Origin of the sequence: Sphaerisporangium corydalis (assembly GCF_025506355.1) — a bacterium.
GTDB lineage: Bacteria > Actinomycetota > Actinomycetes > Streptosporangiales > Streptosporangiaceae > Sphaerisporangium > Sphaerisporangium corydalis.
In genome coordinates, this window is sequence record NZ_JANZYP010000055.1 from 50,268 (window position 1) to 69,864 (window position 19,597).

Here is a 19,597-nt window from a genome sequence, read left to right on the forward strand (position 1 = left end):
CCGTTGTTGTGAGGCGTCAAAATGAAACTTCCTATGAGTAGATAGAACGCATCTATCTGCTTTCGGTTTTCGCCAGGTGGTCGCGCAGCAGGCGGTCGAGAATCCCGTGGACGTCGACGTCGCGGGCGACGTCCAGCAGAGCGCGCGCCAGGGCGGGCTCGGGGGTCCGGTCGGCGATCACCAGGCCGACGCGGGGGGCCCGCGCCGGGTTCTCCAGCCGGATCACCCGCATCCCGTCAGGGACGCCGAACATGTGCAGCCACGCGTGCGCGATCACACTGGACCAGCGGTGCGTGGCGACGTGGGCGTACAGCGCCGAGACGGTGTCGGTCTCGATCGCCGGGACGACCACCGTCCCGGCCTCCTTGAAGATCTCGTCGAGGATGCGCCGGTTGCGCATCTGCGGCGCCAGCAGGCACAACGGGAGGGTGGCCACCTCGGCCCAGCGCACGACGGCGCGGTCGGCGAGCCGGCCGTCATCGGGGGTCAGCAGCAGGTACCACTCCCCGTACAGCGGGGTCGTGCGCACGTTCCCGAGGGCCTCGCCGTCCAGGTACGTCATCGCGACGTCGAGCTCGAACTCGGCCAGGCGGCGGGTGATCTCCCGCGACGACAGCGACTCCAGCGACACCCGGACGTGCGGGTGCCGCTCGCAGAACGGCGTGGTCAGCAGCGACGCGGCCGTGAGCGCCGTGGGGATCGCCCCCATCCGCAGCATCCCCGACAGGCCGCCGCGCATCGCCGACAGGTCCTGGCGCAGCTCGCCGCACTCGGCCAGGATGCGGTGCGCCCACAGCAGGACGCGTTCCCCCTCGGGGGTCAGCCCGCCGAACCGGCGGCCCCGCAGCACGATGGGCACGTCGAGGTCGCGTTCCAGCTTGCGGATCGCGGCCGACAGGGACGGCTGGGACACGTGACACGCCGCCGCCGCCCGCGCGAAGTGCCGCTCCCGGGCCAGCGCGACCAGATACTCCAACTGACGCAACAACACGCCACAGGATGTCCCACCCGGCACCCCCACGTCCACATCACGGCCTGACGGCGGGGCGTCGCCCGACCGGGGGACCCGGCGACGCGTACCAGAGGGCGGCCATGTCCGCGGGAGGTCGTCTGTCGGTGGTCGTGTGCGCGGGAGGTCGTCTATCGGCGGGCGGCGATGGCGAGGAAGCGGTGGGGCGGGTCGTCATAGCCGGTCAGCCGCCAGCCGGTCAGCTCCGCCGACCGCCGCAGCGGCGCCTCGGCCAGCGGCTCGTCCGGACGCAGGGCGCGGCCGTGGCGGGCCGCCAGGGCGGCGCGCCCGGTGGGGTGGAAGATCGCCAGCACCCCGCCGGGGCGGGTGACGCGGGCGAGTTCGCGCAGGCCCGCGTCGGTGTCGGGCAGGTGCATGATCAGCCCGGCGGCGAACACCGCGTCCACGGACGCGCCGGCCAGGGGCAGGCGGCGGGCGTCGGCGATGACCAGCCCGGCCTCCTCGGCACGGCCTTCGGCGCGGGCGCGGGCGAGCATCTCGGGGGTCAGGTCCAGGCCGATGACGACGCCGCAGGGCCCGACGGCCTCGCGGAGCGCGGGGATGGCCCGGCCGGTGCCGCAGCCGGCGTCGATGACGACGCCGTCCCGCCGGATGCCCGCCTCGGCGATCGCGGCGGCGTACGCGGGCATGTCGTCACCGAATTTGGTGTCCCAGGTGGCCGCGCGCGGGGCGAAGAAGGCCCGGCTCTCGCTGATGTACCACCGATCGTGGCCGCCCAGCCGGGGCGCCACCCGCCGGATCACCGGCCACCCGGGATCATGCAGGTCGACCACCACGTCGGCCCCACCCTCACCGTCCGCCCTGGACCCCCCGCCCCTGGGCGCCGACCGCACCCAGACCACCACATCCCCCGCTCCCGCTCCCGCTCCTGGTCCCGGTCCCGCCCCCGGTCCCGCTCCCTCCGCGAGCGTGATCCCCTCACCCGTGCCGGAGTTCCGCAGGGCGGCCGCGAGGTGGGTGGCGAGGAGGTGGGGGCGGTCGCCGGTGCCGTCGACGAGCACGCGCGCGGGGCCGGGTGGGAACAGCCGGACGAGGGCGTCCAGGACCTCCTCCCAGCGGCGGGCCTGGGGACCGGTCATCGCCCGCCCCTCCGCCGTGCCGTCGCCAGTACGCCCGTCTTGCGGATGCTCGCCGACCATGCCCCCCAGGCTAGAAGATGCCAGCCCCGCCGTCCGCCCCGGCCCTTCTTTCCCCGCAGTGCCCGGAGGGAGCGTGGCGGGCGGGGGAGGGTCATCCGGGGGTGTTCAGGAATAGGCCCGCCGTGGACGAGGGGCCGTAGCCGTATCGTGCGGGGATCACGATATGTCCGGCGGTCGCGGCGGCGAGGTCGATCCAGCCGTTCTCCGCGAAGCCGGGCAGAGCGCGCATCCGCCAGGTCCTCCCGCCGTCCTCGGAGGTCCAGACCGCCGGCACCTCCGCGCCCGCGTCGTTGACCGCCGCGCCCGTCGCCAGGAACAGGGAGCCGATCGCGACGACCCTCCGCACCCCGCCCAGCACCATGCCGCCCGCCACAGGGAACGGTGCGAACCGGGACCAGCCGCCCCCGCCGGTCGACCGGACGTAACCCGAGTCGATCGCCTGCCCGTCCTCCGAGCCGTTCCCCACGTGACGGTCGACGTACTTGTACCCGGCCGCCACGGTCACCGTCCCGCTCGTCGCGACGGACTCCACGGCGTCGATGTCCATCCCGGTCGCCATCTCGCGCGGCGGCCCGGTGCCGTTCAGCGCGACGAGCGACGCCCGGGACCCGGCGTTGGCGGCCGGGTCCGCGCACGCGCCCACGAGCACCGGGCCGAAGGCGGCGTCCCCGTCCTGGAGGGATTCGTAGGAACACTTCCCGGAGACACCGGTGTCGACCGGCCGCCACCCGCCGCCGGACGCCCGCGACACGTCCTGCTGCGCGGCCAGCGCGTAGACCTCGCCCGCGTGCGCCGCCAGACCAGGATGCCGGTAGGTCACGCCCGCCCGGATCGGCAGGTCCGGCATCGGCGACCATGAGTCGCCGTCCGCCGACCGCCACGCGACGGCCCTGGTCGTCGGCCCCGCGGCGCCCATCTCCGTCGTGGTGCCCACGGCGACGACCTCCCCTGCCACGCTCGCCAGCCCGGTGATCCAGGTGGCCTGCCGGGGGCGGGACGTCAGGTCGCCCAGGCGCCCGGCGCTCCAGTGCCGGCCGTCCGCCGACCGCCAGGAGTCGGTCCGGGTGCCGCCCGGCGTCGCGGTGTGGCCGACGGCGACCAGCCCGGGACCGCCGCGTACGACGAGGTCCGGGTTCAGCGGCGGCCCCGAGACGACCAGGGCCCGGGATGGGACGAGGGTCCAGGCGCCGACGTCCGGCCGCGCGGCCGTCGCGGTGAGCGAACCTGCGGGGAACAGGACCGCCACGAGCAGCAGGCACGCCACCCTGGCCCGGCGCCAGGTCACCGATCGTCCTTCTCGCCGCAGGCGTGGGAGGGCGCCCTGTCCGACCTGGTCACGACCCGTCCGGGCCCCGCCGCCGCGGGCGCCATCTCGTAGGTGCGGGCGTGCCGCACGCCGCCCACCGACACCAGCGGGCGGTCGGGGGAGCCGGCGGTGAAGTTGCCCCGCGTCCCGTCCACCGAGTACCGGACGTCCACCATCCACGCGTAGAGCGCGTGGCAGGCCTTCACCTCGATCGATATGTTCAGCGGCTTCTCCGAGGTGATGGGGCTGCCGAGGATCCGGGGCGCCTTGGGGGAGGAGTCGGGCAGTTCCCTCCCGTCCGGGGCGACCACGACCCGCCGGTCCCTGTCCAGGTCGTACCGCAGGAAGTAGGAGCCGCCCCCGCCGCACCCGGAGTGCCGGGCGAGGATCCAGTCGAGCCGCGCCTTCCGGTCGACGCGCAGGGTACGGAACTGCAGGCCGTCCAGGTAGGCGACCGTTCCCTCGCGCGCGCGAAGGGAGATGATCAGCGAGCCCTTCTCGTAGGACGCCGCGCCCGACCTCACCGCGGTGACCAGGGGATTCTCCTGGAAGGTGAAGGTCAGGGCGTCCAGCGCGCGCCCGCCTGCGGGCATGGCGACGGCCCCCTGCCCGCAGGTGCCGGAGACGGGCCACAACGTCTGGGCGGTAACCGGCCGCACGCCCAGGACGGGGTCCAGCCTCTTCCCTATCTCGGGGACGTAGCGCTGCGCCAGCGGGGCCAGGACGTTCGCGCCGCCGAACGCGGCGACGGCCACCAGGAATGCCCCGGAACCCGCGAGAATTCGCTTTCGCGCGGGCCAGGACTTGGTGGCGTCTTCGCCGTCCCCTTTCCGTTCCATGACGCCAGTGTAGAAACGCTCCGGCGCGGCCCGCGCCACCTTTGTGTTTCCCCTGCCACCCCGATCCGATCGCTAAAATGCGAAATATCCGAATTAATGGAAATATGTAATCTCGGGCGGCGCCGGCGCGGCGGCGATTTCACGGCGTGAACCGCGAGATCCGCCGACCGGCGGTGGCGGGGGCCGGAACTGTCGGTGGCGTGGGGAATACTTGCTGCCTGTCATGAGGGATTCGACAGGTGGTCACAGAGCGCTCGACCTGGACGCGCGCGCGGTCGGCGACAGGTTCCGGCTGTTCAACTTCACCCAGAGAGGCGACTTCGTCGGCTATCTGTGGGTGCTGCGCGCGATGGACCGGCTGCGCGCGGTCCACCGCGTGCAGGTGGACGACGAGGACGTGGCGGCGGCCCTCCGCGAGCTCGCCTCGGCCCACGACGAGGTCCCGCACGTCGACGCGACCCTGCGGGACCGGCTGGACGCGCTCGCCGCCGACGGCATCATCCACCGCCTGGAGGACGCCTCCCGCGCGGGCACCCTCGCCCGCTACCGCAACCGCCAGTCCGTCTACCAGTTCAGCGAACTGGGCTACCGCGCCTTCACCGCCGTGGAGGACGTCCTCGCCGCCAGGGTCCGCGACGCGAACCTGTCCCGCCTGGTGTTCTCGGACATCCTCGACGACCTCAGGTCGCTGGCCGCCGCCAACCTCGCGGGCGACGAGGAGCAGGTCCACCGGCGGCTGTCCCGGCTCGACCAGGTCATGGAGGACATGGTGCGCCGCTCGGCCCGGTTCCACGTGACCCTCGGCGAGATCGTCACCTCCACCGACGCCTCGCCCGACCTGTTCCTGCGCTACAAGAACGCCCTGCTGACCCACATGAGCGACTTCATGGCCGAGCTCGACCGCCACCTTCCCCGCCTCGGCCAGGCCGTGCGGGACGTCGAGGCGAGCGGGACGGCCGCGATGCTGGACCGGGCCGCCCGCGCGGACGATCGGCCGTTCCTGACCGGCCCCGAGCGGGTGGAGGACTGGAAACGCCGCTGGGAGGCGCTGCGTGCCTGGTTCACCGCCGAGCCGGGCTCGGGGTCGGGGGCCGCCGGCCTGCGCCGCGCGACCAGGTCCGCGGTGTCGGGCGTGATCGCCCTGCTGCGGCAGCTCACCGAGGCCCAGCGTGGCGGGGTGAACCGCGCCTCCGAGCTGCGCCATCTCGCCGAGTGGATCCACAACACGCCGGACGAGGACGCAGCGCACGCGCTGGCGGCGGCCGCGTTCAACATGGGCTCGGCGCGGCACCTCGGCGGGGCGCACGACGACGCCGAGCAGATCTCCTCGCGGGCCACCTGGTGGGACGCCCCGGGCATCGAGGTCGCCCTCACCCCCTTCAGGACCGGCCGCCCGGCGGGGCCGGGGCTCCCGCAGCCGGTGCGCACCGACACGGGGGCGCGCGCCGACCTGCGACGGCGGCAGATCGCGGCCAGGGCGGCCGAGCGGGCCGCCGCCCAGAGCCTGGCCGGCGGCGGCGCCCACGGCCGGGTTCTCGACGAGCCCGAGACCAAGGTGCTGCTGACCCTGCTGACCCGGGCGCTGGAGGCCCGCTCGGTGGTCGCGGGCCGGTTGAAGACGGGCACCGGCGGCGACGGCACCGTCGTGATGCGGCTGGTGCCCTCCCCCGAGGGCGGCAGCGTCCGCACCCCCCACGGCACCCTGCACCTCCCCGGCTTCACCCTGGAGATCGCCCCGCACGCCGGAGGCACCGATGACTGAGCCCATGGCCGCGCTCGTCCTGCGCGCAGGGAGTGCTCCGCTGGTCGTCCCGCGCGGCACGACGGCCCGCGTTCCCGTGGTCTCGCGCGCGGGAGGCACCGATGGCTGAGCCCTGGGCGGCGGGGGACGTCGCGAGCGGTGACCTCGGGGCCTATCAGGACGCGGTCCGGCTGGTGCTGACCACCGACCTGATCACGGCGGCCCATCCCCGGCCCGGCATGCTGGAACGGGTGCTGCCCTGGGCCGACCGGCTCACCCGCGACCTGCGCGAGCTGTTCGGCTACACCCTGGTCGCCACCACCCGCCAAGTCCGGCTGATCCGCCTGCTCGACACCCTCGACCCCTCCCGGGGAAGGACCTTCACCAGCCGGGCGGGCAAGCCGTTCGACCGCAGGCGCCTGGCCTACCTGTGCCTGGTGCTCGGCTCCTTCCAGCGGTCCAGGGTGGAGATCAGCCTGGCCGACCTGGTCCGCCTGTTCGGGCCGGTCGCCAACTCCATCGAGGGGCTGGGCTTCGACCCGCTGGTCCCCGGCCACAAGGGCGCGGTCGTCGACGTGGTCGGCTGGCTGGTCGCGCGCGGCGCGCTGAGCCTCTCGGACGGCTCGGTCGAGGCGTGGGCGCGCGGCGACGACGGCGACGCCCTGTACGACATCGACCACGACATCTGCGCGTCCCTCTTCCAGCCCGCCCGCCCCGTACGCCATCTCACCAGCGCGGCGGGCCTGCTGGACGGCTCAAGCGGTTCCGCGGAGAGGCGGGCGCGCAGGCTCCTGCTGGAACGGCCGGTGGTCTACTACGCCGGTCTCGACGCGGCGACGGCCGCGGTGCTGCGGCGTGAGGAGGTCGCCGAGAACCTCGCCAGGCTCACCGGCCTGGTCGTCGAGCGCAGGGCCGAGGGCGTCCTGCTCGCCGACCCCGGCGGGCGGTTCACCGACCGGGCCTTCCCTGGCCGGGGCGGGGCGGTCAACCGGGCGGCCGGGCTCCTGATCGCCACGATCGCCGACCTGCTGGAGGACCCGCACCACGACCTCGAACGGGTCGAGCCGCCGGCCGGGGCCGCCGCTGGCGAGGGGTTGCTCGCGCGCGTCGACTCCGCGCTCCCGCGCGCCGGGGTCGTCGGCGACCTGGCGTGGTCGCCGCCCGAGCCCGCCCCGCCGCCGCGCCGCGAGGACCGGCTCGTCCTGATCGAACGGCCCCGGCTCGAGGCGATGATGCGGGAGCTGTACGACAGGTTCGGCGCGGCCTCCTTCACCGGCGCCTGGCAGCAGGACCCCCTCGGGCTGCTCGACGCCGCCGTCGGCCTGCTCGCCGACCTGAGCCTGCTGCTCCCCGTGCCCGGCGGGGTGCTGCTGCTCCCGGCCGCCGTCCGCTACCGCAACATCACCTTGGCGATCCCGGCGCCGCCCCGGGGCCAGCTCGACCTCTTCGACGGAAAGGATTCGGCATGACGCGGTTCAAGCCGTCCCGCGCCGGTCTGATCAACATCTGGGACTACACCGACGAGGAGTTCGTCTTCGCCGACGGGCGGCTGGTGCTGCGCGGGCACAACGGCTCGGGCAAGACCAAGGCCCTGGAGGTGCTGTTCCCCTTCATCCTGGACGGGGTCGTCGACGCCCGCCGGCTGGACCCGTTCAGCGGCGAGAACCGCACGATGAAGGCCAACCTGCTGTACCGAGGGCAGGAGTCGGAGTACGGCTTCGTGTGGATGGAGTTCGCGGCGGGCGAGCGCACCGTCACGCTCGTCATCGCCCTGCACGCGCACAAGGACCGGCCCTCGGTCAAGACGGCCTTCTTCGTGACGGCCAGACGCGTCGGCGCCGACTTCGGGCTGCTCACGGAGGAGTCCCGGCCGCTGACCGAGCAGCAGCTCAGGAAGGTGCTCGAACCCGAGGCCTGGCACGACAGCGCCACCGCCTACCGGCACGCCGTGGACACGACGCTGTTCGGCCTCGGGCGGGAACGGTACACCCAGCTTCTCGACCTGCTGCTGGCGCTGCGCAGGCCGCTGCTGGCCAAGGACCTCGACCCCGGGAAGGTCTCCGACACCCTCACCGCCGGCCTGAGCCCGGTCTCCGAGGACCTCGTGGAGCAGGCCGCCCGCGACTTCGAGAACCTCGCGGCCGTGCAGCGGCTGGCCGACGACCTCGTCAGGGCCGACGACGCCTCCCGCGCCTTCCTCGACCACTACGCCGCCTATTTGCGCGTCGGCGTGCGCTCCCACCTCGACCGGGTCGCCGCCCGCACCGCGCAGGTGGTGGAGCAGGCGGCGGCGATCGGCGAGGCACGGGCCGAGATGCAGCGCGCCGCCGGCGCCCAGGAGGAGGCCAAGGAGGCGTGCGAGGCCGCCGAGGCCGAGCGGAGCAGGCTCGACGGCCGGCTCGACGGGCTCAAGAAGCACGAGGCCTACACCGCGCAGGCCGACCTCGACGGGCTGCGCGCCCAGGCCGGCCGCGCGGCCCAGGAGATCGCCCAGGCGCGGGAGGCGGACGGCCGGGCCGCCAGGCACATCTCCGACCTCCAGGACGAGGCCGGGCAGGTCGAGCGGCGGCTGGGGGAGGCGCGCGAGGCGGCCGGGCGGCAGGCGTCGGCCAGGGCCGAGGCCGCCGCGCTGGCCGGCATCCCCGACACCGGCGACGACCCGGAGGCCGCGCGTGCGCAGGTCACCGCCCGTCTCCAGGACGTCGAGGACGTCCGGTCGCACCTCGGGCGCGTGAACGAGGCCGAGAGGGAACGCGCCCGCGCGGAGCTCGCGGCGCGCGCGTCCGAGGAGAAGGCCGAGTCCGGTGAGGCGTCCTGCGCCACGGCCGAACGCCACCTCACCGACACCCGCGCCCAGGCCGCCACCGCCCTCACCACCTGGTCCGCCCAATGGTCGCCGCCCCACCCGCACCCGCTCGCGACCACCCTCACACTCAAGCCGGACCCGGTCATGACCGGGGACGTCCGGGCGAACCCTGTCCTGGGAGGGGGTGTGCCGGCGGACCCGATCGTGGGCGGGGACGTTCAGGCGGAGCCGGTCGCGAATGGGGACGTGGGGCCGGGTGCCGTGGCCGGAGGCGTTCAGGCGGGCGTGGTGGCCGGAAACGTTCAGGCGGGTGTTGCGGCCGGAGGTGTGCTGGGGGCCGGGGAGGTCGCGGCCCTGGCCGAGGGGCTGGGGCGGGTGGGGGAGGGTGGGGCGCCGGGGCTGGTGGAGATCTTCGGGGAGCTGACCGAGGCGTCGCGCACGGCGCTGGTCACCGAACTGGCCGGCCGCGAGAACGAGCTGGCACGGCTCGCGGAGGAGGCCGGGCGGCTCGCCGCGCTGCGGGACGAGGTCGCCGCCGAACGCGACGACGCGCCCCCGCTCGCCGCCACCCGCCCCGCCGGCCGGGCCACCCGCCCGGGTGCCCCGCTGTGGCGGCTGGTGCGGTTCGCCGACGGGGTGGCCGACGCCGAGGCGGCGGCCGTGGAGGGCGCCCTGGACGCGGCGGGCCTGCTCACCGCGTGGATCCACCCCGACCCCGTGCTCACCGCGGCGGCCGTGCGCGAGGCGGAGGCGGACGCCTTCCTGCTCCCGGCCCCGGCCGGGGCCCGCCCCGCCGGGCGCACCCTGTCGAGCGTCCTGGTCCCCGAGGAACAGGACCTCGTCCCCGCCCGGGCGATCGCCGACGTGCTCGACTCGATCGCGCTGACCACCGAGCTCACGGTCCCGGCCGCCGCACCCGCCATCGGCGGGCGCGGGGCGTTCAGCCTCGGCGTGCACGTGGGCGCGCTGCCCAAGGACGCCCCCGAGTACATCGGTGCCACCCACCGCGCGGCCCGCCGCCGGGCGCGCATCGCCGCGCACGAACGCGACCTCGAGGACCTGGCGCGCCGGCGGTCGCTGGCCGCCCGCGAACGCGACGCGCTCCAGCGGCGCCTGGACGACATCGGCCGAGCCAGGGAAGGACTGCGGTCCATCGGACGGGACATCCCGAAGGCCGTGGCGGCGCTGGCCGAGAAGTCGACGCTCCTGGCCGCCGCGCGGGCCGCGCGCGCGGAGGCCGTGGCCGTGCTGGACGCCGCCACGGCCGAGGTCGACGCCCGGCGCCGCAGGCTCAGGCAGGCGGCGGCCGACCGCGCCATGCCCGCCGACGAGGCCGGCGCCGAGGCGGTCGCGCGGGCCGCCGGTGACTTCACCGCCACGGGGGAACGGCTGTTCCAGCGCCTCGCCGACATCGGCGCCCTGGAGACGGACCTCGCGGGCCGCCGCCGCACGATCGCCCGCCTGGACGACGAACACCGGACCGCCCGCGAGGCCCTCGTCTCCAAAGAGGCCGCCCACCTCGACCTCGCGGAGCGGCTCGCCGCCCTGGAGGAGACGCTGAGCGCGCCCCTCAAGGAGATCCTCGGCCAGATCGACGAGGCGGAGAAGGAGCTCGGCGCGGCGAAGGCCACCTGGCGGGCCGAGGACGCCCGGGCCCGCGAGGAGCACGACGCCCTGGTCAGGGCCACGTACGCCGACGAGCACGGCCGCGCCGCGCTCCTGGTCGCGGTGGGGGAGCTGCTCGACCGGCTCGCGTCGTTCGCGCCGTTCGCCCACACCGACCTGCGCCCGGTCCTCGGCGTCGCCGCAGGGCCGTCCTGGCCGGACAGCACCCGATGGCCAGAACCCGGGCGCGTCGCCGCCGAGGTCATCGATCGGCTCTCCACGCGGGAACCCGCCCTGGCGGTCCGGTCTGTCCTGCCGGACGGCGTGGCCGAGCTGCTCGAGCTCTACGACGCGGCCGCCCCGGGCCGGTCGCCGGGCGAGAGCGCGCGCAAGGGCGCCCGCGACCGGATGTCGGAGGCGCTCAAACGGTTCGACGACGCGCTGAACGCCTGCGAGGAGGACTACCGCCTCGACTGGGAGCCCGGCGAGTCCGTGGTCGTCGTGCGGGTACGTGACGCCGACGGCCGCCACCCGGTCGCCGAGTTCGCCCGCCGGGTGGCCGGCCGGGCGCGGGAGCAGGGCGTCCTGCTGGAGGAGCGCGAGCGTACGGTCCTGGAGGACGAGCTGCTGGCCGGCCTGGCCCAGCAGATCTTCGACCGGGTCCGCGTCGCCAGGGACCTGGTCCGGGGCATGGACGCCGACACCAGGTCAAGGCCGATGTCGACGGGCACCACCGTCGGCATCCGCTGGGTCGTGTCCGACAAGATCACGGACGTGCAGCGGGAGGTCTCCGAACTGCTGGGACAGGACGGCCTCGGTGCCGGCCACCTCGCCGGGCTGCGCCGCCTGCTGCGGCAGATGATCCGCGACCACCGCGCCGCGCATCCCCGGGCGACGTACAAGGAGGTGCTGTCCGCCGTCCTGGACTACCGCACCTGGCGCACCTTCGAGCTGCGGCTCAAGGTGCCGGGGGAGGAGGACGTGAAGCTGAGCAAGAGGCGCCACTCCCAGATGTCGGGCGGGGAGAAGTCGGCGGCCATCCACCTGCCGCTGTTCGCGGCGGCCAACTCGCTGTACTCGTCCGCGTCGCCCGGCTGCCCCCGGATGATCGCGCTCGACGAGGCGTTCGCCGGCATCGACGACGTCTACAAGCCCGACCTGCTCGGGCTCACCGTGCGCTACGACCTGGACGTGTTCATGACCGGGCACGACCTGTGGGCCCGCTACGACACGGTGCCCGCCGCCGCGCACTACGACATGCACAGCGACAAGGCCTCGCACACCGTGTCGGCGATGCTGGTCCTGTGGGACGGGCGCGAGCTGGTCGACTCGGCGGCGGGTTTCGCCGGCAACGAGGAACTCGCCGGCGAACTCCTCGGCTTCACCCCCACCCGCCGCACCCCCCTCCCTCCCACCCTCCTCACCCTCCCCGAAGCCCCCTAGGAGGCTTTCTGGTCGGTCTGTTCCACGGTGATCTGGGGGTGGTCCTCCGGGAACAGGGCGGAGGGCTGGGCGGTGCCGAGGTGGGGGCGGCGGAAGGGGGCCGTGGTCTGGGTGATGTTCTCCATGACCTCGGAGATGAGGCTCTGCGCGATGTGCAGCGGCATGTGCTGGAGGAGGCCCGCGGCGTCGCCGCCGACGTACGCGGGCACGTTCATGTCCTTCAACCGGTCCAGGAAGCGTTCCAGCACGATCGCGTCCCGGCCCAGCAGCCGCAACTGCTCCTCCAGCTCGGCGACGCCCGCCTTGTCGCGCATCCGCTGCGTCTCGATCCGGGTCAGGTCGATGTCGTGCTGGATCCCCGCGCTGCCCAGCTCGTGATGCAGCTTCGCCTGCCGGTTGCGTTCCGCGGCGATTGCGCGGCGCAGCTCGTCGATGCCGGTCTCCTCGGGCTCGAACTCATTCAGCGTGGTGCGGACCGCCTTGACGCCCCAGGCGTCCAGCGCCTCGCAGACGAGTTCCTCCAGCTCCAGCCGCACCCGGCCGGAGTTGTCGAGGAAGTCCTCAATGCGGTACCCCCCGGTCTCGGTCTGGAAGTAGCCCTCGACCGTGCGGCCGAGGACCTTGTCGACGAACCGCCGCACCGGCTCGGTGTCGTCGTCGCCGCCGGACGACGACCGGTGGCCGAAGCGGCCGACCAGCCGGGGTGCCGCCTTGGCGGGGATCTCGATGGTCTGCGACATGGTGAACCGCAGCCAGTGTCCCTCGACGTTGATCCGGATCTGTTCCAGCGTCTTGTCATAGTTGGTATCGGGCTTACCGGTTCTGCGGGTCCACTCCAGGACCAGGATGTGCGTCGGGATGAGCACCACCTGGGCGAACCACGGGTTGATCCGGTACACGCCGCCCTGGCTGAGCGTCTCCTCCTGCACGCCGTGCAGGCCCCCGTTCCCGATGAACACGTCGGGCAGCTGGAAGCTCTCGTGCCCGTCGACCGGGTGTCCCACCACCTCGTCCTCGCCGGGCCGCCGCCCCTCGCGGGCGATGACCACGCCGACCGTGCCCACCGGGATCTCGGTCTCCATCAGGTCGGCGGCGGTGAGCCCGTACCGCCCGTGGCCGATGGTGTCCACGGTCAGCACCTCGAACAACAGCGGATTGACCGCGTAGTCGGCCCCGCCCCGCAGCACGCCCGGCTGCCGGCCCTTCTGCCCGCCGTCGCGCAGGAACCGCGTGCCGTCCTGGAAGTCGTCGCAGTCGACGTGCGCGCACAGCGTGCGGGTGACCGGCGCCGGGAGGCCGTCCCTGGCGACGACTACCCCGATGGTGCCGGTGGGCACCCGCGTCCAGGGCACGGGGGTGACCTGGTACAGGAAGGGCGGCAGCAGGTGGCGCTGGTCGGAACCGAGCGTCTCCGCCTGGTGGCCGATCGACCCGTGGGCGCGCACCTGCCGGGACTCGTCGCCGGGGCGCACCCGGCCGAACTTCTTGCGCACGAGCCCGACATGCCCGGGCGGCACCTGCTGGACGCACCGCCACGCCGCGTACGCGGTGCCGCCAAGGGCGATCGGCAGGGACAGGAAGGCGGCGAGCCCGGCGCCGGCGCCGGCCAGCGACAGGAGGAGGAACAGCGTCAGGAAGGCCGTCAGGGCGAGCGCGGACACGACCTCGGCCATCCGCCGGACGGTGATCATGCCTGCCTCCACGCGCGCAGCCGCAGGTGTACCGCCATGGTGGTCTCGATCCACTTGTCGTGCCAGTTGGGATGCCCCTCCAGCTGCGGGTTGCGCAGCGTGGGGAAGAAGGCGTCGCCGCGCCGGGCCGGGGCGGCGAACTGCTGGTAGAACGACGACGGCTCCTGCCGGTCCTTCTTCCAGCCGAGGGCCCGGGCCAGCAGGAAGAAGTCGCCGGAACGGCCGTCCGGGACGCCGGCGGGGGGACGGCCGTGCCGGGCGAGCTGCGCGCCGAACCCGTAGGCGCCCGCGGAGTGGCCGGACCAGGCCAGGTCGATGTCACGCAGGACGTCGCCGGGCAGCCGCTCACCGTCGGACCGGCGCAGCCAGCCCGCTTCGAGCCGCCCGGCGGCCTCCAGCAGCATGGACCCGGTCAGCAGGTCGGCGAGCTCCAGCTCTCCGGTGGTCAGGAACGAGCGGAGCTTGGCCATCGAGACGCTGGGGGACAGGTGGGTGGCCGGCGCCTTGACCAGCGGGATGGGCAGCCGCAGGGCCGGTGGGCGCCGCGTCTGGTCGCCGCCTAGCACGTGGCGGAGCTGGAGGATCTCCTGGTCTCCCGGCAGCCGGCCGTCGCGGGCGTCGAAGTACTGGCTGCTGGCGAGCAGGAAATGCCGTTGCCCGCTGATGAGGATCGGCAGGAAATTGCGGTTGTGGCGCTGCCCTTCGAGGATTTCCCGCTCGACCCATTGCGCGGCCTCGGCGGCCGGTGACATGACGACGATCACCCCGAGCGATCCGGCGATCCGCCGTTGGAGTTCGACGACGAATCGGCTGCCCCAGGCCAGATTGCGATCGAACCATACCGGGATGGCGTTCTTGTCCAGGTGGTCGCCCAGGCGTTTCGCATAAGCGCCGTCGTGGTGGGCGTAGGAGATGAAGAAATATGGATCTTCTTGTTCGTCGAGCCGTGCTTGATTGGCGTACATCTCGCTCCTCCCGTCTTGTACGGACGTGTGTGAGGCCGCTGTCAGTACAAGGCATCCGCGCTTGGCCGATTCTTGGCCCGCCATGGATTCCGACAAATCGGCCATATTTCAATACGACTCGGAAAACATGATCAAAAGTTAGGATGGCGGTACCTCTTGTCGCGCCGACGATGTGACGGAGGCAGGGGAGGGTCTTATGCGGTTCCACGTCCTCGGTTCCCTGGAGGTGGTGGACGGCGACGGGAATGTGGTTCCGTTAGGCGATCCGCTGCACGTCCTGCTGCTCACGATCCTTTTGTCCCGGCCGAACGAAACGGTCAGCCAGCTCGATCTCGCCGCCGAATTATGGAGCGATGATCTGGTGGCTTTCAGCCGGCGCGAATTGCTGGCGAGGAAGAAAGGACAGCTCCAGGGATACGTGGCGTTGCTGCGCCGCGCGCTGGAGCCCGAAGGCCGTTCGGCCCGGGGCTGGCAGGTGCTGCTCACCGACGGCGCCGGCTACCGGCTGCGCGTCGGGGACGACCAGCTCGACGAGACCCGCATGCACCGCCTCGCCGAGGAGGCCAGGGCCGCGCTCAACGGCGGCCGTCTCACCGAGGCCGCCCGCGCCGCGCGGGCCGCCATCGGCTGCTGGCGCGGCCGCCCGTTCGGGGACTTCGGCGACCGCGCCTTCGCGCAGGGCACGGTCGTCCGGCTGGAGCAGCTCCGCCTGTCCACGGTCGAGCTGGCGGTCGAGATCGACCTGCGCCTCGGGATGGACGGCACGGTCCTGTCCGGCGGCCTGGTCGCCGACCTCGTCCGCGAGCACCCCGAGAACGAGCGGCTGCGCTGCTGGTGGGCGCTGGCGCTCTACCGCGCCCGCGAGCCGGGCGCCGCCCTGGTGGTCTGCCGCGAGGGACGCGAGCTGCTGCGGGTGACGCAGGCCCCGCCGTCGTCCCGGCTGGCCTCGGTCGAGTCGGGGATCCGGGCCGGCGATCCGCCGGCCGCCATCATCGCCGAGGTCACCCTCGTCCCGCCCGGCGAGGCGGACGAGACCGCGGCCCCGTCCCCGCCGCGCGGTCCCGAACGGGTCTTCGTGGGCCGGCAGGAGGCGCTCGTCCTGCTCCGCGGGGCGCTGGCCGAGAGCCGGGCCGGGGCGGGCCGGGTGGTCCTGCTGGCCGGGCAGCTCGGCATCGGCAAGAGCCGCACCATGACGGTCTTCGCCGACCACGCCGCGCGCGAGGGCGTGGAGCCGGTGTGGGGACGGGCCCCCGAGGACGGGTCGACGGCCCCGCTCCGGCCCTGGCGGCAGATCCTCCAGGCGATCGTGGCGAGCCGGCACCCCGAGGAGCTCAAGGCCCTGGCCGGCAACGACACCGCCACCCTGTCCCTGCTCGCCCCACGACTCGCCGACCTCCACACCGGCCCACCCGGCGACGACGACCGCCCACGACCGGACGAAGAGGCCCGTCCCGGGCCGCACGGCGGCCGTGCGGGGCTGGACGGGGAGGTTCTTCCCGGGTCGCACGGCGGTCGTACCGGGCCGGACGGGGAGGTTCTTCCCGGGCAGCACGACGGCCGTGCGGGGCTGGACGGGGAGGTTCTTCCCGGGTCGCACGGCGACGGCGGCGGGGATCGTACGCGGTTGTTCGAGGCGGTCACCCGTTTTCTCGTGGAAGCGTCCGCCGCCCGGCCGATCGTCGTCCTGGTCGACGACCTGCACCGCGCCGACCCCGAGTCGCTCCTGCTGCTGCGCGCGCTCGCCGCGCGCCTCGGCCACGCGCGGCTGCTGGTGATCGCGTCCTTCAGGGACACGGCCGCCGACCAGCGGCCCGAGCTGCTCGCCGCCCTCGCGGACCTGCCCAAGGCCCCGGCCGGCCTCCGCGTCGACCTGGACGCGCTCGACCGTGACGAGGTGGCCGACTTCGTCAGGCTCGCCGCCGGGAGCGACCCCTCCCCGTCGCTGCTCGGCAAGGTCCATGCCCGCACCGGCGGCATCCCCCTGTTCGTCAGCGAGATCCTGCGCCCGCTCACCACCGGCACCGACCTGCGCCGCCTGGAGCGGCTCGTCGACGCCGGCGGCCTCGGCATCTCCGCCGACGTGCTCCACCGCCTGCGCAGCATGCCCGCCCGGACGCAGGCCATCCTCGCCCTCGCCGCCGTGATCGGGCGCGAGGCCGACGTGGACCTGCTGGCGGCGGCGACCTCAGAGCCGCGCGAGGCCCTGCTGGCCGCGTTCGAGGACGGCATGGCCTACGGCGTGATCGACGACTCCGGCGACGAGCCGGGCCGCTACCGGTTCCGCCACGTCGCCTACCGCGACGCCCTGTACGCCGGCCTCGGGCCCGCCCGGCGGCGGCTGCTGCACCACCAGGTCGCCGGCGCCATCGAGGCGACCGTCGCCGACCGGCAGGCCCACGCCGCGCTGCTCGCCCATCACCACGGCGAGGCGGCTCCCGGCCAGGCCGGCCGCACCGTACGCCACTACCGCGAGCTGGCCGCGCGGGAGGCCATGCGGTTGTTCGCCTACGACGGCGCGGCCCTGCACCTCCGGCTGGCCCTGGCGAACCTCGCGCGCGAGCGGTCCCCTGACGAGGCGGAACGGTGCGAGCTGCTCCTGGCCCTCGGCGAGGCCGAGACCCGGGGCGGCCACGCCGCCGAGGCCAAGGAGGCCTTCACCCAGGCCGCCGAGTACGCGCGGGCCGCAGGCGCCGCCGAGCCGCTCGCCCGCGCCGCGCTCGGCTACGGGCACTTCTTCGCCGAGTTCGGCGAGCTCAACGACCGGCTCATCACACTGCTCAGAAGCGCGCTCGTGGCGCTCGGCGACCAGGACACCATGCTGCGCGCCCGGGTGTCGGGACGGCTGGCCGCCGCGCTCTACTGGGGACTCGGCCGCGACTGGCGCGAGCGCGCGGCGCAACGCGAGAAGCTGAGCGCCCAGGCGGTGCGCATCGCCCGCGAGCACGGGACCGCCTCGGAGCTGGGCGGGATCCTGGAGAGCAGGTGCTACGCGATCTGGGGCCCCGACACGCTCGCCGAGCGCACCGCCCTCGCCGAAGAGATGATCTTCCTGGCCGGCCCGACCGCCGACCGCGAGCTGGAGGTCCAGGGACGGCTGCGCCGGATCCTCGCCCTCGCCGACCACGGCGACCTCGACGCCATGTTCGCCGAGATCCAGCGGTACGCCGCGCTCGCCGACCGCCTGCGCCAGCCCATCTACAGCTTCTGGGCCTTCATCTGGCGGGCCACGCTCGCGATGCTGCGCGGCCGCTTCGCCGAAGGGGAACGGCTCTCCGGCGAGGCGCTCCAGCAGGGCGAGGCCGCGGCGGGCTCCGCCATGCTGCACAACTTCGGCGCCCAGTTGTGGTGGCTGCGCCGCGAGCAGGGGCGGCTCGACCAGATCGCCGAGCTGGTCCAGGGCTACGCCGCCCAGTCCCCCGACGTCACGGGGTGGCGTCCGGTCCTGGCGTACACCCACCTGGCGACCGGGCGGCCCGGCGCCGCCCGCGACGAGTTCGACGGCCTCGCGGCGGGCGACTTCGGCGCGCTGCCCAGGGACGCGGACTGGCTGGTGTCCATGACCATGCTCGCCGAGGTCTGCTGCGGGCTGGAGGACCCCGGGCGGGCGGCCGTGCTGTACCGGCTGCTCCGCCCCTACGCCCACCGCCCGGCGTTCCTCATCTTCGCGGTCGCCTGCATGGGGTCGGTGTCGCGGTACCTCGGGCTGCTGGCGACGGCCACCGAGGACTGGGAGGCCGCCGACCAGCACTTCCGCGACGCCGCCGACGGCAACCGGCGCCTGGGCGCGCGGCCGTACCAGGTGTACACCGCGGCCGAGCACGGCCGGATGCTGCTCCGCCGCGGCCGGCCCTCCGACCGCCACCAGGCGCGCACCCTGCTCGCGCACGCCCTCCACGACGCGCAGCGGCTCGGCATGGCGGGCCTGGTACGCCGCATCACCGAAGACCAGGACTGAGCCCCGCTCCCACGTCGCCGCCGGCCACGGGCAGAGCACGGAGCCCCGGCCAGGCACGGGACCCCGGTCACGCACACTGCGCGGAGCCCACGGGCGTCCGGGCCCGGCGGTTCGCCCGGCCCGGACGGGGGCGGTCAGCCGGCGATGAGGTCGAACTGCTCCCACGGGCCGATCGCGGTGCGGTTGGCGATCAGCGGCTGCGCCCCGGCGCCGTCGGCGCACACGTACCGGCTGTTGACCTGGGCTCGGAGGCTGACCGTCCCGTTGGGGTTGGTGATCAGCTGGAAGGTCTCCCAGGCGCCGGCCGTGGCACGGTTGGCGATCAGCGGCTGCGCCCCCGCGCCGTCGGCGCACACGTACATGTTGTTCACCCTGGCCCGCAGCGCGATGTTGCCGTTGCCCAGGTCGACGCGGTCGAACAGCTGCGCGTTGCCGGCGGACGTCCCGTTCGCGATCAGCGCCGTGCCGTTCGCGGCGGTCACGAAGCGCTCGTTGGCCTTGGAACGCAGCGCGACCCCCGCCGAGCCCGCCGACGTGGTCACGCTCACCGCGTTGGAGGCGGGTGAGTTGTTGCCTGCGGCGTCGCGGGCAGTGACGGTGAAGGTGTAGGCGGTGGCGGGGGTGAGTCCGGTGATGGTGGTGGTGGTGCCGGTGGCGTTGACGATGGTGTCGCCTCGGTGGACCTGGTAGCCGGTGACGGCGACGTTGTCGGTGGAGGCGGTCCAGGTGAGGGTGACGCTGGTGGCGGTTTTGGTGCTCACCGCCAGGTTCCCCGGCGCGGTCGGCGGCTGCCGGTCGCCCCCGCTGGGAAGCGTCGGTGGTGTGGGGCGGGTGGCCGTGAGGGGGATTTGGCCTTTGAGCATTTTGCCGCCGTCGCTGGTGAGGCGGAGGTAGTAGTCGGAGGAGCAGGGGGTGCCGTCTTCGTCGAGGGCGAGCATTCCGGAGTTGGCGGGGACGGTGTTGAGGGTTTCTGCGGTTTTGGCTATTTGGTTTCCTTCGTTGTATTCGTCGAACATGGAGATGTAGATGGCTTGGGCGCCGAGGCGGGTCATGTTGTAGAACTGGCGCCACATGAAG

The 19,597-nt window shown here is 73.9% G+C and carries 11 protein-coding genes; 4 read left to right on the forward strand and 7 right to left on the reverse strand.

Going from position 1 to position 19,597, the window contains the following annotated elements; genetic code table 11:
• Nucleotides 1-52 precede the first annotated feature (52 nt).
• From NYZ98_RS30325 to NYZ98_RS30340, 4 genes are all read right to left on the reverse strand, one after another.
• Nucleotides 53-991, reverse strand: coding sequence for a LysR family transcriptional regulator (locus NYZ98_RS30325; protein WP_380706568.1), 939 nt, complete (start codon nt 989-991; stop codon nt 53-55).
• Between the two features lie 149 nt (nt 992-1,140).
• A complete protein-coding gene (locus tag NYZ98_RS30330; protein ID WP_262846999.1) occupies nt 1,141-2,109 on the reverse strand; it encodes a class I SAM-dependent methyltransferase in 969 nt (322 codons plus the stop codon).
• A 151-nt stretch (nt 2,110-2,260) separates the two neighbouring features.
• Nucleotides 2,261-3,454 carry a hypothetical protein gene (locus tag NYZ98_RS30335; protein ID WP_262847000.1) on the reverse strand — a complete coding sequence of 398 codons (1,194 nt, stop codon included), beginning with the start codon at nt 3,452-3,454 and terminating at the stop codon, nt 2,261-2,263.
• Nucleotides 3,451-4,314, reverse strand: coding sequence for a hypothetical protein (locus NYZ98_RS30340; protein ID WP_262847001.1), 864 nt, complete (start codon nt 4,312-4,314; stop codon nt 3,451-3,453). Before NYZ98_RS30340 ends, NYZ98_RS30335 begins: the two co-directional genes overlap by 4 nt.
• A gap of 223 nt (nt 4,315-4,537) precedes the next feature.
• On the opposite strand from NYZ98_RS30340, the gene NYZ98_RS30345 reads away from it, so the two are divergent.
• From NYZ98_RS30345 to NYZ98_RS30355, 3 genes are all read left to right on the forward strand, one after another.
• Nucleotides 4,538-6,076 (forward strand): TIGR02677 family protein, encoded by a 1,539-nt coding sequence (locus NYZ98_RS30345; RefSeq protein ID WP_262847002.1) that lies wholly within the window; start codon nt 4,538-4,540, stop codon nt 6,074-6,076.
• Nucleotides 6,077-6,177: 101 nt separating this feature from the next.
• The gene (locus tag NYZ98_RS30350) at nt 6,178-7,524 is read left to right on the forward strand and encodes a TIGR02678 family protein (RefSeq protein WP_262847003.1); all 1,347 of its coding nucleotides are present in this window, start codon (nt 6,178-6,180) and stop codon (nt 7,522-7,524) included.
• The gene (locus tag NYZ98_RS30355) at nt 7,521-11,909 is read left to right on the forward strand and encodes an SbcC/MukB-like Walker B domain-containing protein (RefSeq protein ID WP_262847004.1); all 4,389 of its coding nucleotides are present in this window, start codon (nt 7,521-7,523) and stop codon (nt 11,907-11,909) included. Before NYZ98_RS30350 ends, NYZ98_RS30355 begins: the two co-directional genes overlap by 4 nt.
• Here NYZ98_RS30355 and NYZ98_RS30360 read toward each other — a convergent pair.
• Entirely contained in the window at nt 11,906-13,600 is a 1,695-nt protein-coding gene (locus NYZ98_RS30360; RefSeq protein WP_262847005.1) for an SPFH domain-containing protein, read from the reverse strand. The two genes, NYZ98_RS30355 and NYZ98_RS30360, sit on opposite strands and share 4 nt — an antisense overlap.
• Entirely contained in the window at nt 13,597-14,565 is a 969-nt protein-coding gene (locus NYZ98_RS30365) for a TIR domain-containing protein (RefSeq protein ID WP_262847006.1), read from the reverse strand. Before NYZ98_RS30365 ends, NYZ98_RS30360 begins: the two co-directional genes overlap by 4 nt.
• A gap of 196 nt (nt 14,566-14,761) precedes the next feature.
• Here NYZ98_RS30365 and NYZ98_RS30370 point away from each other — a divergent pair, with 196 nt between their 5' ends.
• Nucleotides 14,762-18,520, forward strand: coding sequence for an ATP-binding protein (locus NYZ98_RS30370; RefSeq protein WP_262847007.1), 3,759 nt, complete (start codon nt 14,762-14,764; stop codon nt 18,518-18,520).
• Between the two features lie 134 nt (nt 18,521-18,654).
• Here NYZ98_RS30370 and NYZ98_RS41410 read toward each other — a convergent pair.
• On the reverse strand, nt 18,655-19,597 hold a 943-nt coding region (locus tag NYZ98_RS41410), incomplete at its 5' end, for a fibronectin type III domain-containing protein (RefSeq protein ID WP_316249618.1).

What these genes read in the sequence shown, in the direction of transcription:
- NYZ98_RS30330 (WP_262846999.1), bottom strand. Translation starts at nt 2,109, where the DNA reads ATGACCGGTCCCCAGGCCCGCCGCTGGGAGGAGGTCCTGGACGCCCTC.
- NYZ98_RS30340 (WP_262847001.1), bottom strand. Translation starts at nt 4,314, where the DNA reads ATGGAACGGAAAGGGGACGGCGAAGACGCCACCAAGTCCTGGCCCGCG.
- NYZ98_RS30345 (WP_262847002.1), top strand. Translation starts at nt 4,538, where the DNA reads ATGAGGGATTCGACAGGTGGTCACAGAGCGCTCGACCTGGACGCGCGC.
- NYZ98_RS30350 (WP_262847003.1), top strand. Translation starts at nt 6,178, where the DNA reads ATGGCTGAGCCCTGGGCGGCGGGGGACGTCGCGAGCGGTGACCTCGGG.
- NYZ98_RS30355 (WP_262847004.1), top strand. Translation starts at nt 7,521, where the DNA reads ATGACGCGGTTCAAGCCGTCCCGCGCCGGTCTGATCAACATCTGGGAC.
- NYZ98_RS30360 (WP_262847005.1), bottom strand. Translation starts at nt 13,600, where the DNA reads ATGATCACCGTCCGGCGGATGGCCGAGGTCGTGTCCGCGCTCGCCCTG.
- NYZ98_RS30365 (WP_262847006.1), bottom strand. Translation starts at nt 14,565, where the DNA reads ATGTACGCCAATCAAGCACGGCTCGACGAACAAGAAGATCCATATTTC.
- NYZ98_RS30370 (WP_262847007.1), top strand. Translation starts at nt 14,762, where the DNA reads ATGCGGTTCCACGTCCTCGGTTCCCTGGAGGTGGTGGACGGCGACGGG.